Genomic DNA, 14744 nt, shown 5'->3' with positions numbered 1-14744 from the left:
ATCCATGGCACTACTTCAGATTGCAGAACCAGGGCAAAGCGCCGCTCCTCACCAGCACAAGCTTGCTGTGGGTATTGATTTAGGTACAACAAACTCATTGGTTGCGGCAGTGCGCAGTGGTGAGGCGAGCACACTGGTTGATCAACAAGGTCGCAGTATTCTTCCTTCCGTTGTTCACTATACGTCAGAGTCGTACACGACTGGTGATGAAGCTCGTGCAAATGCACAGACTGATCCTAAAAATACCATTATCTCAGTTAAGCGACTAATCGGTCGTTCATTGTCAGATATCCAACAGCGATACCCGTCTCTGCCATATCAGTTTGAAGAAAGTGATAATGGTCTGCCTATGATTCGCACAGAACAAGGCAACAAGAACCCAATTCAAGTATCTGCAGACATTCTGCGAGCGCTAGGTCAACGTGCTGAGTCTACATTAGGTGGTGAGCTATCTGGTGCTGTGATTACCGTTCCTGCGTACTTTGATGATGCCCAGCGTGCAGGTACGAAAGACGCGGCGCAACTTGCTGGTCTCCACGTGTTACGTCTTCTTAATGAACCGACTGCCGCTGCGATTGCTTACGGCCTGGATTCAGGTAAAGAAGGGGTAATTGCTGTTTATGACTTAGGTGGCGGTACGTTTGATATCTCTATCCTACGCCTATCTAAAGGTGTCTTCGAAGTTTTAGCAACAGGTGGTGACTCTGCATTAGGCGGCGACGACTTTGACCATTTAGTTGCGGATCATTTCCAAGAACAAATGGGCTTATCAGAGCTAACAGCAGAACAGAATCGTATTCTTCTAGATGCCGCAACAGAAGCGAAGATTGGCTTATCTGAAGCGGAAAGCGTTGATGTTGACGTACTCGATTGGTCTGGTTCATTAACTCGTGAAGAGTTTGAAGAGATCATCAAACCGCTCGTTAAGAAAACACTGCTTTCATGCCGTCGTGCACTAAAAGATGCGGAAGTTGATACAGATGAAGTTCTAGAAGTCGTGATGGTCGGCGGTTCAACTCGCACATTACTTGTACGTGAAATGGTCGGTGACTTCTTTGGTCGTACGCCACTAACCAGCATTAACCCTGATGAAGTGGTTGCAATTGGCGCATCGATTCAAGCGGATATCTTAGTGGGTAATAAGCCTGACTCTGAAATGCTACTACTGGACGTTATCCCTCTGTCTCTTGGTATCGAAACCATGGGCGGCTTGGTCGAAAAGATCATTCCTCGTAACACCACGATCCCTGTTGCTCGCGCACAAGAATTTACCACGTTCAAAGACGGTCAAACTGCAATGACAGTACACACCGTGCAAGGCGAACGTGAGATGGTTGACGACTGTCGTTCACTGGCTAGATTTGCTCTGAAAGGCATCCCGCCGATGACAGCAGGTGCAGCTCATATTCGTGTTACTTACCAAGTGGATGCTGATGGCCTGCTATCGGTTACCGCAATGGAGAAGAGCACTGGCGTTCAAGCTGAAATCCAAGTTAAGCCTTCTTACGGTCTAAGCGACAACGAAGTGGCTAGCATGCTGAAAGATTCGATGACGTTTGCAAAAGAAGACATGCAAGCGCGTGCTCTTGCTGAGCAACGCGTAGAAGCGGATCGCGTTATCGAAGGCCTTATCGCTGCAATGCAAGCCGACGGTGACGAGCTACTTGATGAGCAAGGCAAACAACAACTTGTTCAAGCGATTGAAGCACTGATTGAAGTGCGTAATGGCGACAACGCTGATGCCATTGAACTAGAAATTAAGAATACCGACAAAGCGAGCCAAGACTTTGCTTCTCGTCGTATGGATAAATCAATTCGTGCTGCACTGTCAGGTCAGTCAGTCGATAATATTTAATAGTTAGAGAATAGATAAACATGCCAAAGATTATTGTTTTACCTCACGAAGATCTATGTCCAGAAGGCGCTGTTTTAGAAGCAAAAACTGGTGAGACGGTTCTTGATGTTGCATTGAAGGCCGGTATTGGTATTGAACACGCATGTGAAAAATCGTGTGCATGTACAACATGTCACGTTGTGATTCGTGAAGGTTTTGATTCTTTAGAAGAGAGTGATGATCTAGAAGACGACATGCTAGATAAAGCATGGGGCTTAGAGATGGAATCTCGCTTGGGTTGCCAAGCTAAAGTGGCTGATACGGATCTTGTTGTAGAGATTCCCAAGTACACGTTGAACCTGGCTTCTGAAGACCATTAAGAACCTGTTCTCAGTCATGGCTAATACAGCGATGACTGAGAGAGTTATTGCTTAGACAAACATACTAAGAAAACTGGCCTAGAATATAGAGCATAAAGGTGACCAAGCGTCGCTAATAAATATAAGGAAGTGTTATGAGCTTGAAGTGGATTGATTCGCGAGATATCGCAATTGAGCTTTGTGATTTGTACCCTGATACTGATCCTAAAACGGTACGTTTTACCGATCTGCATCAATGGGTGCTAGACCTTGAAGAGTTCGACGACGAGCCTAACCACTCGAATGAGAAAATCTTAGAGGCTATTATTTTGTGCTGGATGGATGAGATGGATTAATCCTCTTGTCTAATGATTTGGTCGCGGGTTGGTATCAGTCCAATATAAAACGCAGCCAAGTTAACAATTCTTACTAAAAAAAGCGGACCTTATGGTCCGTTTTTTTATCAAAATGACATTTTCCTCCTACATAATGCTAACATCAGTGAGCTAATAAAAAATAATCAGAATCACACTCTCGAAGTGGTTCATGACAAGGAGAAATCATGTCTACACAGATGTCAGTATTTTTAAGTCAAGAAGCTGCCCAGCCTCAGTGGGGAGCAAGAGCTATTTTATCGTTCTCAGAAGCGGGAGCGACAATTCACATTGGTGAAGGCCACGATCTAGGCGCAGTTCAACGTGCGGGTCGTACGCTTGACGGACAAGGTATCGCATTCGTTTCACTTCGTGGTGAAGGTTGGGATCTAGAAAGCGTTTGGGCTTTCTACCAAGGCTACCGTGGACCAAAGAAAAAGAATGCATTGGAATGGGATGCACTTTCAGAAGCCGATCAAACTGAGCTTGAAGCTCGTATTCGCGCAACTGACTGGACGCGTGACATTATCAATAAAACCGCTGAAGAAGTGGCACCTCGTCAACTTGCGACAATGGCTGCAGAATACATCAAGTCAGTGGCGCCAGCGGGCACTGTTAAAGCGAAGATCGTTAAAGACAAGGATCTACTAACCGAAGGTTGGGAAGGCATCTACGCGGTCGGCCGTGGCTCTGAGCGTACATCAGCAATGCTGCAACTGGACTTCAACCCAACAGGCGATGAAAACGCACCTGTATTTGCCTGTTTAGTCGGTAAAGGTATTACGTTCGATTCGGGCGGTTACAGTATCAAGCCAGGCCAATTCATGACAGCGATGAAAGCTGACATGGGTGGCGCAGCAACGATTACTGGTGGCTTAGGTCTTGCGATTGAACGCGGTCTTAACAAGCGCATCAAGCTTATTCTATGTTGCGCAGAGAACATGATCTCTGGTCGCGCATTGAAGCTTGGCGATATCATTACCTACAAAAACGGTAAAACAGTTGAGATCATGAACACTGATGCGGAAGGTCGCTTAGTGCTAGCTGATGGCCTGATGTACGCAAGTGCACAAAGCCCTGAGCTGATCATCGACTGTGCAACGCTAACAGGCGCGGCTAAAAACGCATTAGGTAACGACTACCACGCACTATTAAGCTTCGATGATGAGTTGTCTCACCAAGCGCTAACAGCGGCAAACCAAGAGAAAGAAGGCTTATGGCCACTGCCTCTTGCTGATTTCCACCGTGGTATGTTGCCTTCAAACTTTGCTGATCTTTCAAACATCAGCACAGGCGATTACACACCGGGTGCAAGTACAGCAGCGGCATTCCTTTCTTACTTTGTAGATGATTACAAAAAAGGTTGGATTCATATGGATTGCGCGGGTACTTACCGTAAGTCAGCAAGTGACAAGTGGGCGGCAGGCGCAACGGGTATGGGCGTTCGCACACTGGCTCGTCTTCTTATCGACCAAGCAAAATAATAATAAGGGTGAGCGGTATTTTGTGCCGCTCATTCATAAAGCTCAGATCGAAAGATCTCAGTAATTTCAGTATTTAATAACAAAAAAATGAAGTGAAGGAATCCCTATGGCTCTAGAAAGAACGTTCTCAATTGTTAAGCCGGATGCAGTTAAGCGTAACCTTGTTGGTGAAATCTACCACCGTATCGAAAAAGCAGGCCTAGAAATTATTGCTGCTAAAATGGTTCGTCTTACTGAAGAGCAAGCGAGTGGCTTCTACGCTGAACATGAAGGCAAAGAGTTCTTCCCAGCTCTTAAAGAGTTTATGACTTCTGGTCCTATCATGGTTCAAGTGCTTGAAGGCGAAAACGCTATCGCTCGTTACCGTGAACTTATGGGTAAAACAAACCCAGAAGAAGCGGCATGCGGTACTATCCGTGCTGACTACGCAATCAGCATGCGTTACAACTCAGTTCACGGCAGCGACAGCCCTGAGTCTGCAGCTCGCGAAATCGAATTCTTCTTCCCAGAATCTGAAATTTGCCCACGCCCAGCTCAATAATCGGCACTGCAAATTATTCTAAAGGCTTCACCTCGGTGAGGTCTTTTTTGTAAGTGGATTTTACGCTCTCGATAATCAATTTAGTCGTCATTCTCGAAAGCGACGAAGGAGCGTAATCGGGAATCTGTTTTTGTTATTGGAGATTCCAGATACTTCGTTCCTCAGTTCTGGAATGACGGGGAACTTTGGAGCAACCATCTCGTGGTAAATATTATCGAGCAATTGGTGATTATTTACGTCATTCCCGAAAGCGACGAAGGAGTGTAATCGGGAATCTTTGTTTAAATTGGGTAATCTCAGGTCGATAAATACAATTGTTCAAATTTTAATCGCTTAAGTTTGAATGTCTTAATAAACACAGGGTTTTACAATGCTTGTTGAAGTTGCGTAAAGCCTGTACAATTCGCGCCCTTAATTATTGTTCCGTCATTGAGAGGCATCATGACCACAGCTAAAGTCAATCTACTCGATTTTGATCGTAAAGGTCTTCGTAAATTTTTCACAGAAGAACTGAATGAGAAAGCGTTTCGAGCAGAGCAAGTGATGAAGTGGATTTATCACTTCGGTGTCGATGACTTCGAACAAATGAATAACATCAACAAAAAGTTACGTGAGAAACTTCAACGTCGCTGTGAGATTGTTGCACCTGTTGTTTCTGAAGCTCAACACTCTTCAGATGGCACAATTAAATGGGCGATGAGCGTTGGCGACCAAGACGTTGAAACGGTATACATCCCAGATGGTGACCGTGCGACGCTATGTGTATCTTCACAGGTTGGTTGTGCACTTGAATGTAAGTTCTGTTCTACAGCTCAACAAGGCTTCAACCGTAACCTAAAAGTTTCAGAGATTGTTGGCCAAATCTGGCGTGCATCTCGCGAAATAGGCCTAGAAAAAGAAACCGGTCGTCGTCCAATTACTAACGTTGTAATGATGGGTATGGGCGAGCCTCTATTGAACATGAAGAACCTAATGCCATCATTAGAAATCATGCTTGATGATCTAGGTTTCGCACTGTCTAAGCGTCGTGTAACCGTATCAACTTCTGGTGTTGTTTCTGGCCTTGACCAAATGACAGACAACATCGATGTCGCATTGGCTATTTCTCTACATGCGCCAAACGATGCACTACGTAGCCAAATCATGCCGATCAACGACCGTTGGGATATCCAAGACTTCCTAGCATCTGTTCGTCGTTACATTGCATCTTCAAATGCTAACCGCGGTAAAGTAACGGTTGAGTACGTGTTATTGGATCATGTGAATGATGATATGGACCACGCACGTGAACTTGCTGAGCTAATGAAAGAGACGCCTTGTAAGATCAACTTGATTCCATTCAACCCTTACCCGGGGTCGCCTTATAAGAAGCCAAGCAACTCTCGTATTGATCGCTTCCAAAAAACGCTGATGGAATACAACTACACAGTAACCGTTCGTAAGACTCGTGGTGATGATATTGATGCCGCGTGTGGTCAGTTAGTCGGTGATGTGATTGATAGAACCAAGCGTACTAAAATGCTTAAAGCAGCCTCTGAAGCGAACTTGATTGCCGGTGGTGTGATTGAAGTAAAAGCGGTATAAAACGCGATTAGAACCTAAACAAGCCAGAAGTCTTACTTCTGGCTTGTTGCTTTTCTGGGGTGCAGTTTTTGATTTTTTGGACTTCTTGTCCACGCTTTCTTACATTTTTCGTCAAATTTTGGACAAAACCATGAGCTGACGGTAAATTTTGTTTAAAGTGTTTTTGCCTTGTAATGGCATTAGCTTATGATTAACTAATCTTAAATTAATTTAAGTGCTCGCTTGCTACTGATCATCAATATGTCTATTTAGGTTGGCTACTTGATAAACTAGCTTCCTGAGAAGGTCATCCATAATAAATGAATGATGTTCGCCTTTAAGGGTTGATGATTTAGATAGCAGGAAAAATTCCACATAACGTGGGTTGTTAGATTGAGCTTAAACGACAATAAGAAAACGCTCTCCTCAACCTGCGATAATACTTTAGAAGTTCACTCTCTATGAACACAGAACAAGATACACAAGCGCAAGAAAACGTAGCTCCAGCTTTGGAAGCGGGAACGCTGCTTAAGAACAAACGAGAATCTCTTGGTTTAACGCAAAAGCAGATTTCTGATCGCTTGAAACTTCGCGTTACTCTGATCCAACAAATTGAAGAAAACCAATTCGAGTCAGATCAAGTGGCGACGTTTATGCGTGGCTATATTCGTTCATACGCGAAATACGTCAATCTTGACGAAAAAGTCGTATTGAGTGCGCTGCATCATGCCGGTGATGCTCAGCATCAAGAGCAAGAAATGCTGAGTTTTTCTCGTAAGACCAAAACCGAGAAGCACAACAGCCGTATTATGATCCTGACTTGGAGCATTTTTGCGGTCATTGCGGGTATCTCCTCACTTTGGTGGTGGCAGAACCAACAGCAAGACACCCTATCTCAATCTTTAGCGAATACTGAAAGCTCAGAAGAGCTAGCGGTAGAAGAATCACTTGCCCCTGAATTCACCTCTTTAGAAGTGATTGAAGCTGAACAAAACGAAGCGGGTGCTTCTGTTGTTGAAGGTGCTGAAGGCCTTGCTGCGATAAGCGATGCGGAAGAAAGTTCAGATGCTGTTACTCCAGCTGACGAAACTTCTGCACAACAAACAACAGAGACTGAACCAACTGCTGAAGCTGCTGCGAATGCAGAAACGGTTGAAGCTAGCACGGCTCCTGAAGCTGTGGCTAACGAACTAGTGATGCAGTTCACCGCTGATTGCTGGATCCAAGTAAAAGATGCAACGGGTAAAACCTTGTCGACTGGCATCAAAAAAGCAGGTCAGTCGTTAAATCTATCAGGAACTGCGCCATATAAAGTGATTCTAGGTGCGCCAGAAGGCGTATCAATGACATTTGCAAGTGAACCTGTCGACCTTTCTGGGTATACTTCAGGCAAAGTAGCTAGAATAACCTTACCTTAGAGTTAATATGCAACACGAATCTCCTATTATTCGTCGCAAATCAACCCGTATTTATGTGGGTGATGTGCCGATCGGTGATGGTGCACCAATTGCTGTGCAATCCATGACCAACACAAGAACAACAGATGTAGCCGCGACCGTTGCTCAAATTAGAGCTCTGGAAAAAGTTGGCGCTGATATCGTTCGCGTATCTGTACCGACTATGGATGCAGCTGAAGCCTTTAAGCTAATCAAGCAGCAGGTCTCTGTTCCTTTGGTTGCTGATATTCACTTCGACTACCGTATCGCACTTAAAGTGGCGGAATACGGCGTTGACTGTCTGCGTATCAACCCAGGTAACATCGGTAACGAAAGCCGTATCCGCTCAGTTGTTGATTGTGCACGTGATATGAATATTCCGATTCGTATTGGTGTTAACGGCGGTTCTCTTGAGAAAGAGATCCAAGAGAAATACACAGAACCTACAGCAGAAGCGCTTGTTGAATCAGCAATGCGTCATGTAGATATCCTAGACCGTCTGAACTTTGATCAATTCAAAGTCAGCGTGAAGGCTTCTGATGTATTCCTTGCTGTCGGTTCTTACCGTTTGCTGGCTAAGCAGATTGATCAACCTCTCCACCTTGGTATTACCGAAGCGGGTGGTGCGCGTGCAGGCTCTGTGAAGTCAGCGGTAGGTTTAGGAATGCTTCTTTCTGAAGGTATCGGCGATACGCTGCGTATATCGCTAGCGGCTGATCCGGTTGAAGAGATCAAAGTTGGCTTTGATATTCTTAAATCTTTGCGCATTCGTTCGCGTGGCATCAACTTCATTGCGTGTCCGAGCTGTTCTCGTCAAGAGTTCGATGTTATTAACACCGTTAATGCCCTTGAAGAGCGCCTAGAAGACGTGATCACTCCAATGGACGTATCTATCATCGGTTGTGTGGTTAACGGCCCTGGTGAAGCTGAAGTGTCTCACTTAGGTTTAGCTGGTAGTGCACGTAAGAGTGCCTTCTACGAAGATGGTAAGCGTCAGAAAGAGCGCTTCGACAACGATGACCTTGTCGACAAACTTGAAGCTAAGATTCGTGCAAAAGCGTCAGTGCTTGATAAAGCAAATCGCATTGATGTAGAAAACTTAGAAGATTAATACAACGCGATGGGGTGTGATTGTCTATTCGCACTAACACCTGGTCGTGAGAAATTACGGAATAAATACTGTGGCTAAAAATATCCAAGCAATTCGAGGCATGAACGACTGCCTTCCAACTCAATCACCACTGTGGCAGAAAGTAGAAAGCGCAGTTAAAAACGTGGTGAGTGCATACGGTTACAACGAAGTACGTATGCCTATCGTTGAAGAAACAAACCTATTTAGCCGTGCAGTTGGTGAAGAGACAGACGTTGTTTCTAAAGAGATGTACACCTTTGACGACCGCAATGGCGATAGCCTAACGCTGCGTCCAGAAGGCACAGCAGGTTGTGTACGTTCATGTATTCAAAATAGCCTTATCAACCGTGATGAACAGCGCCTATGGTACATGGGTCCAATGTTCCGTCACGAGCGTCCTCAAAAAGGTCGTTACCGTCAATTCCACCAATGTGGTGTTGAGGTGTTTGGCCTAGACGGTCCAGACGTTGACGCAGAACTTATCATGATGACAGCACGTCTATGGCGTGAGCTAGGTATCGATAAGCACGTTCGCCTAGAGCTTAACTCAATCGGTTCTCAAGAAGATCGCGTAAGCTACCGCACTGCGTTAGTGGCTTTCCTTGAGCAACATATTGATGTGCTTGACGAAGACTGCAAACGTCGCATGCACACTAACCCTCTACGTGTACTTGATACTAAGAACCCTGATGTTCAAGCTATCTTAGGTGACGCACCTCGACTATCTGAATATCTAGGTGAAGAATCGAAGCAACATTTTGCTGGTTTGTGTGAACTTCTTGACGCTGTTGGTATCGAATACCAAGTTAATGAGCGTCTAGTACGTGGCCTAGATTACTACAACCGCACCGTATTTGAGTGGATCACAGATAGCCTTGGTGCTCAAGGTACAGTATGTGGCGGCGGTCGTTACGATGGTCTTGTTGAGCAACTAGGCGGCAAAGCAACAAATGCAGTTGGCTTCGCAATGGGTCTAGAGCGTCTGGTTCTGATGATGGAAACGCTAGAGCTAACAGAAGTTCGTCGTAGCGTTGATGTATACGTAGTTGCTGCTGGCGAAGGTACTATGATCGCGGGCATGCAGTTAGCGAATCAGTTACGCGACACCGTTGAAGGCGTGCGTGTAATGAACCACTTCGGTGGTGGTAACTTCAAGAAGCAATTCAAACGTGCTGACAAAGTAGGTGCTGTTGTGGCGCTGGTACTTGGTGAGAACGAAGTTGCTGACAATACAGTTGTGTTAAAAGATCTGGTTGGCGGCGAGCAAGAAACCGTGTCTCAAACGGAAGTTGCAGAGAAAGTTGCTGCGCTAATCTAATTAGCCATTGAGCAAACGCTCATAATGAATACTAACGTCAGCACTATGCTGGCGTTTAAAGAATTAAAGAGGACAGGAAGTGGAACTTTACGATAGCGAAGAGCAACAAGTTGAAGCCATTAAAGATTGGTGGAAAGAGAACGGTAAAGCCGTAATCTTTGGTGCGGTTATTGGTTTAGGTGGTCTATTTGGCTGGCGCTATTACCAAGATTCAGTAGTTGAAGCGCGTGAAGCAGCTTCAGAAAGCTACACCTCTGTAATTTCAGCTCTTGATGTTAAGGGTGTTGATGCTCAATCTGATATTCAAGCTTTCATCGACGCAAACAAAGATGCTGAGTACTCAGTACTTGCTGCTATGCAACTAGCAAAAGTACAAGTACAAGCAGGCGATCTAGCGGCGGCACTTGAACAGCTCGAGTGGGCAAAATCGGCAACTAAGGACGCGGCACTTGCGCCACTACTTACTTACCGTATTGCACGTATTAAAGCTGAGCAAGGTGAATTTGACGCAGCACTGACTGATCTTGCTGCTATGACAGACGAATCTTGGAAAGGCCGTGTTGCTGAACTGCGTGGTGATATCTCACTTCGTAAAGGCGACACAGACGCAGCATACAGTGCTTACACAGAAGCACAGCAAGCTGTTGACGCTAGCCAAACGCTTCAAATCAAACTTGACGACCTAGCTAAATAAGGCGCTTTGAATGAAGAAGATGTTTCCAAAAGCGGCGTTGTGTGCGATTGCTCTTGGCCTACTAGCTGGCTGTGCGGGTGAAGAAGACACCGTAATCATGGCTCCAGTCCCAACGGTAAACAGCGAGTTCACTCCTAGTCAGGAATGGTCTACGTCGGTTGGTGATGGTATTGGTCACTACTTTTCAAAACTAACGCCAGAATTGGCTTACGACAAAGTGTTTGTTGCAAGCCGTGAAGGTATGGTTAAAGCGCTTGATCCTGATACAGGTAAAGCGCTGTGGAAAGTCGATCTTGAGAAAGACGTATTGGCTCGTTTATCGGGTGGCTTAACGGCGGCTTACGGTAAAGTTTTTGTTGGTTCTGAAAATGGCGAAGTGATCGCACTGGAAGAATCGACCGGTGAAGAGCTGTGGCGTGTATCAGTCAATGGCGAGGTGCTTGCATCCCCAGCAACTGATAGCAACATGGTCATTGTTCATACCAGTCGCGGTATGTTGATCGCGTTAGATCAAGCAAGCGGTGAACAAAAATGGACCATCAGTACGGAAGTACCAAGCCTAACACTGCGTGGCGATAGCTCGCCTGTTGCAGTTTCTGGTGGTGTATTCTGGGGTACAGCAAATGGTCGTCTAGCTGCGGCTATCGTTGATCGTGGTCAGCTTATTTGGCAACAGCCAGTAGGCACACCAAAAGGTGCAACGGAAATTGATCGTTTGGTTGATGTTGATGCATCTCCAATTGTTCTTGGTGGCACCCTGTATACCGTAGGTATCAATGGTCAGCTGATTGCTATCGACCTTCGTTCTGGTAAGCCAATTTGGAAACGTAACTACTCATCAGCGATTGATTTAGCAAGTGATGGTAGCCGTTTGTTCGTTGTTACCGACAAAGACCATGTGGTTGCGGTTGATGCGCGTAGTGGTACTGAACTGTGGAGCACTCCATTGTTAGAAAACCGCTTACTGACAGCACCTGCTATTATTAATGGTTATGTAGTCGTGGGTGATACTGAAGGTTATCTGCACTGGTTGGATCGTTCATCGGGTGAGTTTGTTGCTCAACAGCTTGTCGATGATAGCGGCTTTGCGGTTGCACCAATTGAACTGCCTGAAGGCTACTTAGTGACGACTCGCAATGGCGATGTAAAGAAACTAACGATTAGCCAATAAAAGCGTGATATAATTCACAGTCGGCTCCTGGTTGGTAACAGCCAGGAGCCGTTTTGTTGTTAAAAATTAATAAACCGTGTGGTTATAGGTAAGAGTTTAAACTTGCGAACAAGTGCTTACCTATAACTACATTTAGAGAAGAAATTGTAGAGGTTGTTATGGTACCTGTTGTTGCTCTAGTAGGGCGTCCGAACGTAGGTAAATCTACGTTATTTAACCGATTGACTCGAACTCGTGATGCATTGGTTGCGGATTTCCCTGGCTTAACGCGTGACCGTAAATACGGTCATGCTCATTTTAGCGAGCATGACTTTATTGTTATTGACACTGGCGGTATCGACGGTACTGAAGAAGGTGTTGAAACTAAAATGGCTGAGCAGTCGCTAGCGGCGATTGATGAAGCTGATGTCGTTCTATTTATGGTAGATGGCCGTGCGGGTCTAACACCTTCAGACGTGGCGATTGCTAAGCACCTACGTCAACTAGAAAAGCCTTCAATGCTAGTAGTAAACAAGGTTGATGGTATCGACCCTGATGCTGCAAGTGCTGACTTCTGGCAACTAGGTGTAGAAGACATGTACCAAATCGCTGCGGCGCATGGTCGTGGTGTTACTGCACTTATTGACCTTGCTCTTAACCCATTCGCAGAAGCGCTAAAAGCTGAGAATGGCGAAGTAAGCGACTTAACTGAGTTTGAAGACGAAGAAGAAGAGCAGGTTGAATTTACAGAAGAAGAAGCTGAAGCAGAATTCAAGCGTCTTCAAGATCAACCGATCAAACTAGCGATCATTGGCCGTCCTAACGTAGGTAAATCAACGCTAACGAACCGTATTCTTGGTGAAGAGCGTGTGGTTGTTTACGATATGCCAGGTACGACTCGTGACTCTATCTACATCCCAATGCAGCGTGACGAGCGTGAATACGTTCTAATCGATACTGCGGGTGTTCGTCGTCGTAAAAACATCAACGAAACGGTAGAGAAGTTCTCAGTGGTTAAAACACTGAAAGCGATTGAAGATGCTAACGTTGTATTGCTGCTTATCGATGCTCGCGAAAACATCTCTGATCAAGATCTAAGCTTGCTAGGCTTTGCGTTGAACGCTGGTCGTTCAATTGTTATTGCCGTAAACAAGTGGGATGGCCTAGATAACGACGTTAAAGAACGCGTTAAGAAAGAGCTAGACCGTCGCTTAGGCTTCGTTGATTTCGCACGTATTCACTTTATCTCTGCACTTCACGGTACAGGTGTTGGTCACTTGTTTGAGTCTGTACAAGAAGCTTACAAGTCAGCGACTACTCGTGTTGGTACTTCTGTGCTAACTCGTATCATGAAGATGGCGACTGATGATCACCAACCGCCTATGGTTCGTGGCCGTCGTGTGAAACTGAAATACGCGCACGCTGGTGGCTACAACCCACCGATTATCGTTATCCACGGCAACCAAGTTCGTAACTTGCCAGATTCATACAAACGATTCTTGATGAACTACTACCGTCGTTCACTAGAAATCATGGGTACACCTATTCGCATTCAATTCCAGAACAGCGAGAACCCATTTGAAGCTAAGACTAACAAGCTGACAATTTCTCAAGAACGTAAACGTAAACGTATGATGAGCATGGTTAAAGGTCGTAAGTAAACCTTTCCAATAGATTTGATACCCGAGCCTGTCTCGGGTATTTTTTTAAGCAAAATTCACGTTAAGCCATAACAATACGTTTTTATCATCATGGCTCAACGAATCAGACTAGATTCCAGAAGAAGAACGATATGACTACTAGCGATTTGATTACACCTGTGTCAGCAATCACACCAACCATCACTCAATTTTGTCATCAGGCTTGGCAGCTCAATGCTAAAGCGCAGTACGTTGAAAGCGATGACAGCAAAACTTACCTGATCACCGACGTGACACCTTTCCACCCAGTGAGTCATATTTGGCCCGATCACCCTGCAGACCAAGGCTTTGTGAATGTTGGTGACGTGCAATTTCCCGTTGAAGACTGCCTTGTTGGTGCTATAGAACAATCTACTGGCAAGCTTCATATCGCAGCAGATATCCCTGTTAAGCGTGATACGGAAGGGTGGGCGTTTGTTGTTGTCCACCAGCTACCTACATCTGCTTCTATGATTAAGGTTAACGACGAAGTCGTGTTGTCGGTTGATAAAGAGTACCAAGCCAGTTTGAGCCGTGGTCACAGTGCTGGCCACATCGCTTTCCTAGCCTTGAATAAAGTATTGGCTGAGAGCTACTGGCGTAAAGATGCGGACAGAAAAGATCCGCTTGGCAGTTACGACTTCAATAGTTATGCACAAGTGACGAGCTTTGTGACTCCAGAGCTGTGTACCGATAAGTATCGCTTAGGCAAAACCCTGAAGAAGCGCGGTTTGAACGTTGCAGACATGCTAGCAAATCTTGATGACATCGAAGCTGATATCAACCAAATGCTTGCGGGCTGGCTTGCAGAGCCGACGCCAGTTGCGATGAGACTAGAAGGCGAGGCGTTAACAGACTCTCGTTACTGGGAGTGGCAGCTTGACGCAGATACTCAGGTCACTATTCCTTGTGGTGGTACTCACATTGAGAACACCTCAGAACTTAAGGCATTATCCGTTAAGTTAATCCAGTTAGACGACCAGCATATTGAAATGCTGACGCATGTAATTCGATGATTTAGACTACAGATCGAAATGGCTTGTGCTGTTTATTTTATTTTTACATGTCACTTTTGATATAAATGACTATTTGAAATTGAAATGCAGCATATGTAACTTATGCTTTCGGTGTGTGGTGATATAAATATTCTTTTTGGGGTAGATCGCTGATCAAAATAGAT

The 14744-nt window shown here is 45.3% G+C and carries 13 protein-coding genes; all 13 read left to right on the top strand.

Annotation, left to right across the window (positions count from 1 at the left end; all coding sequences use genetic code 11):
* Nucleotides 1–4 precede the first annotated feature (4 nt).
* Nucleotides 5–1855: a Fe-S protein assembly chaperone HscA gene (gene hscA, locus AB6D58_RS15990; protein WP_372097130.1), complete on the top strand. Its 1851-nt coding sequence runs from the start codon at nt 5–7 to the stop codon at nt 1853–1855.
* A 20-nt stretch (nt 1856–1875) separates the two neighbouring features.
* Nucleotides 1876–2214: an ISC system 2Fe-2S type ferredoxin gene (gene fdx, locus AB6D58_RS15985; RefSeq protein ID WP_010440525.1), complete on the top strand. Its 339-nt coding sequence runs from the start codon at nt 1876–1878 to the stop codon at nt 2212–2214.
* A 134-nt stretch (nt 2215–2348) separates the two neighbouring features.
* Nucleotides 2349–2549: a Fe-S cluster assembly protein IscX gene (gene iscX / locus AB6D58_RS15980; RefSeq protein WP_004740335.1), complete on the top strand. Its 201-nt coding sequence runs from the start codon at nt 2349–2351 to the stop codon at nt 2547–2549.
* Between the two features lie 206 nt (nt 2550–2755).
* Complete coding sequence (gene pepB / locus AB6D58_RS15975) at nt 2756–4051, top strand: aminopeptidase PepB (protein ID WP_017062517.1); 1296 nt, start codon at nt 2756–2758, stop codon at nt 4049–4051.
* 106 nt (nt 4052–4157) lie between these two features.
* Nucleotides 4158–4592 (top strand): nucleoside-diphosphate kinase, encoded by a 435-nt coding sequence (gene ndk, locus AB6D58_RS15970; RefSeq protein ID WP_016797173.1) that lies wholly within the window; start codon nt 4158–4160, stop codon nt 4590–4592.
* A 441-nt stretch (nt 4593–5033) separates the two neighbouring features.
* The gene (locus tag AB6D58_RS15965; RefSeq protein ID WP_017062516.1) at nt 5034–6176 is read left to right on the top strand and encodes a bifunctional tRNA (adenosine(37)-C2)-methyltransferase TrmG/ribosomal RNA large subunit methyltransferase RlmN; all 1143 of its coding nucleotides are present in this window, start codon (nt 5034–5036) and stop codon (nt 6174–6176) included.
* Between the two features lie 440 nt (nt 6177–6616).
* A complete protein-coding gene (rodZ, locus tag AB6D58_RS15960) occupies nt 6617–7573 on the top strand; it encodes a cytoskeleton protein RodZ (RefSeq protein WP_017062515.1) in 957 nt (318 codons plus the stop codon).
* Nucleotides 7574–7580: 7 nt separating this feature from the next.
* Nucleotides 7581–8702 carry a flavodoxin-dependent (E)-4-hydroxy-3-methylbut-2-enyl-diphosphate synthase gene (gene ispG / locus AB6D58_RS15955; RefSeq protein WP_009848294.1) on the top strand — a complete coding sequence of 374 codons (1122 nt, stop codon included), beginning with the start codon at nt 7581–7583 and terminating at the stop codon, nt 8700–8702.
* Between the two features lie 70 nt (nt 8703–8772).
* On the top strand, nt 8773–10041 hold the full coding sequence (hisS, locus tag AB6D58_RS15950) for a histidine--tRNA ligase (protein ID WP_017062514.1): 1269 nt from the start codon (nt 8773–8775) through the stop codon (nt 10039–10041).
* Between the two features lie 79 nt (nt 10042–10120).
* A complete protein-coding gene (locus AB6D58_RS15945; RefSeq protein WP_102320710.1) occupies nt 10121–10735 on the top strand; it encodes a YfgM family protein in 615 nt (204 codons plus the stop codon).
* Between the two features lie 10 nt (nt 10736–10745).
* On the top strand, nt 10746–11906 hold the full coding sequence (gene bamB / locus AB6D58_RS15940) for an outer membrane protein assembly factor BamB (RefSeq protein WP_372157761.1): 1161 nt from the start codon (nt 10746–10748) through the stop codon (nt 11904–11906).
* A gap of 158 nt (nt 11907–12064) precedes the next feature.
* Nucleotides 12065–13546, top strand: a complete 1482-nt coding sequence (gene der, locus AB6D58_RS15935; protein ID WP_017062511.1) for a ribosome biogenesis GTPase Der — start codon at nt 12065–12067, stop codon at nt 13544–13546.
* 131 nt (nt 13547–13677) lie between these two features.
* Nucleotides 13678–14580: an alanyl-tRNA editing protein gene (locus AB6D58_RS15930; protein ID WP_372157758.1), complete on the top strand. Its 903-nt coding sequence runs from the start codon at nt 13678–13680 to the stop codon at nt 14578–14580.
* Nucleotides 14581–14744 lie beyond the last annotated feature (164 nt).

The sequence above is a fragment of the Vibrio sp. 10N.239.312.D08 genome (genome assembly GCF_041466145.1).
Lineage (GTDB): Bacteria > Pseudomonadota > Gammaproteobacteria > Enterobacterales > Vibrionaceae > Vibrio > Vibrio crassostreae_C.
Note: the sequence above shows the minus strand (reverse complement) of the source record. Positions and strands in the feature narration are given on the sequence as shown.

Excerpts from the sequence above, each read along its gene's own strand:
- hscA (WP_372097130.1), top strand. The coding sequence starts at position 5 with ATGGCACTACTTCAGATTGCAGAACCAGGGCAAAGCGCCGCTCCTCAC.
- fdx (WP_010440525.1), top strand. The coding sequence starts at position 1,876 with ATGCCAAAGATTATTGTTTTACCTCACGAAGATCTATGTCCAGAAGGC.
- iscX (WP_004740335.1), top strand. The coding sequence starts at position 2,349 with ATGAGCTTGAAGTGGATTGATTCGCGAGATATCGCAATTGAGCTTTGT.
- pepB (WP_017062517.1), top strand. The coding sequence starts at position 2,756 with ATGTCTACACAGATGTCAGTATTTTTAAGTCAAGAAGCTGCCCAGCCT.
- ndk (WP_016797173.1), top strand. The coding sequence starts at position 4,158 with ATGGCTCTAGAAAGAACGTTCTCAATTGTTAAGCCGGATGCAGTTAAG.
- AB6D58_RS15965 (WP_017062516.1), top strand. The coding sequence starts at position 5,034 with ATGACCACAGCTAAAGTCAATCTACTCGATTTTGATCGTAAAGGTCTT.
- rodZ (WP_017062515.1), top strand. The coding sequence starts at position 6,617 with ATGAACACAGAACAAGATACACAAGCGCAAGAAAACGTAGCTCCAGCT.
- ispG (WP_009848294.1), top strand. The coding sequence starts at position 7,581 with ATGCAACACGAATCTCCTATTATTCGTCGCAAATCAACCCGTATTTAT.
- bamB (WP_372157761.1), top strand. The coding sequence starts at position 10,746 with ATGAAGAAGATGTTTCCAAAAGCGGCGTTGTGTGCGATTGCTCTTGGC.
- der (WP_017062511.1), top strand. The coding sequence starts at position 12,065 with ATGGTACCTGTTGTTGCTCTAGTAGGGCGTCCGAACGTAGGTAAATCT.
- AB6D58_RS15930 (WP_372157758.1), top strand. The coding sequence starts at position 13,678 with ATGACTACTAGCGATTTGATTACACCTGTGTCAGCAATCACACCAACC.